This window comes from Vannielia sp. (assembly GCF_029212645.1).
Classification (GTDB): Bacteria; Pseudomonadota; Alphaproteobacteria; order Rhodobacterales; family Rhodobacteraceae; genus Vannielia.
In genome coordinates, this window is the sequence record NZ_JARGND010000070.1 from 8,475 (window position 1) to 9,735 (window position 1,261).

The 1,261-nt window shown below is 59.6% G+C and carries 1 protein-coding gene and 1 pseudogene; both read right to left on the reverse strand.

Annotated elements, in window-relative coordinates:
- Positions 1-252 (reverse strand): DUF4177 domain-containing protein (locus tag P1U55_RS14930; RefSeq protein ID WP_301048427.1); only part of this gene is annotated, 252 nt, incomplete at its 3' end.
- A gap of 220 nt (positions 253-472) precedes the next feature.
- Positions 473-1,261 (reverse strand): annotated as a pseudogene (gatB, locus tag P1U55_RS14935) (Asp-tRNA(Asn)/Glu-tRNA(Gln) amidotransferase GatCAB subunit B); the annotation flags it as partial.

The following is a 1,261-nucleotide window of genomic DNA, read 5'->3' on the forward strand; positions in this document are numbered from 1 at the left end:
ATCGCGCAGGGCAACAGCGCCCGTCTCGCGGCGAAACACCAGCATGTGCTGAAAGCTCGTATGCTTGCCGGTTAGCCCAACGCGCTCCTGGCAGGGCAGGGTGTCGGTGCGCTGGTATTCCCAGCCCTCCGCCCCGTGCTCATTCATCAGCTCTTCGAGCGTTTGCGCAAAGCGGCTCGCGGTGCCCTTGGCCCCTTTGGTGCGCTTGCCCTTATCCGGCGCGGGCACCACCTTGTATTCGTATCGCGGCATCTCAATGCCCCCCGTTTTCAACACGCTCATCAGCCTAGCAAGCCGCTTGGGCAGAGTCCAAACAGCCCCTTGTGACCAGGCCTCATTAACAAAACCTGTGACGGTTTTGCGCCTTGGTCTGCGACCCCTTCGCAACAAGCCTCTGCATGGGTTGTGCATCGCTTGTGCATCGGTTGCACATATTCGCTTTTCCTATAGGCCAGCGGCCCATCGAAAAACCCTAGAGACCGAGCTTGGCGCTCACAATCTCGTTCACCGCTTTCGGATTTGCCTTGCCGCCGGTGGCCTTCATGACCTGCCCCACGAACCAACCTGCCAGCTTGGGATTGGCCTTGGCCTTCTCCACCTGCGCGGGGTTGGCGGCAATCACCTCGTCCACCGCAGCCTCGATCGCGCCGGTGTCGGTGACCTGCTTCATGCCGCGCGATTCCACGATCTCTGCCGGATCGCCGCCCTCGGTATAAACGATCTCGAACAGGTCCTTGGCGATCTTGCCCGAGATGTCGCCTTTCGAGATCAGATCAACGATGCCACCAAGCTGCTCGGGGCTTACCGGGCTTTCGGTGATGTCATGTTCTTCCTTCTTGAGGCGGCCGAACAGCTCGTTGATGATCCAGTTTGCGGCCAGCTTGCCATCGCGCCCCTTGGCGGTTTTCTCAAAGAAATCAGCGTTCTCTACCTCAGCCGTCAGCACCGAGGCGTCATAGTCGCTCAGCCCGAAACTTTCGATGAACCGCGCCTTCTTGGTGTCTGGCAGTTCGGGGAGAGAGGCTTTGATATCGTCCACCCAATCCTGCTCGATCTCCAGCGGCAGCAGATCAGGATCGGGGAAATAGCGGTAATCATGCGCCTCTTCCTTGGATCGCTGGGTCCGGGTTTGGCCGGTGTCCGGGTCGAAGCCGCGGGTTTCCTGGTCCACCTCGCCGCCGTCTTCCAGAATGGCGATCTGGCGCTTGGCCTCATAGTCAATCGCCTGCTGGATAAAGCGCATGGAGTTCATGTTCTTGAT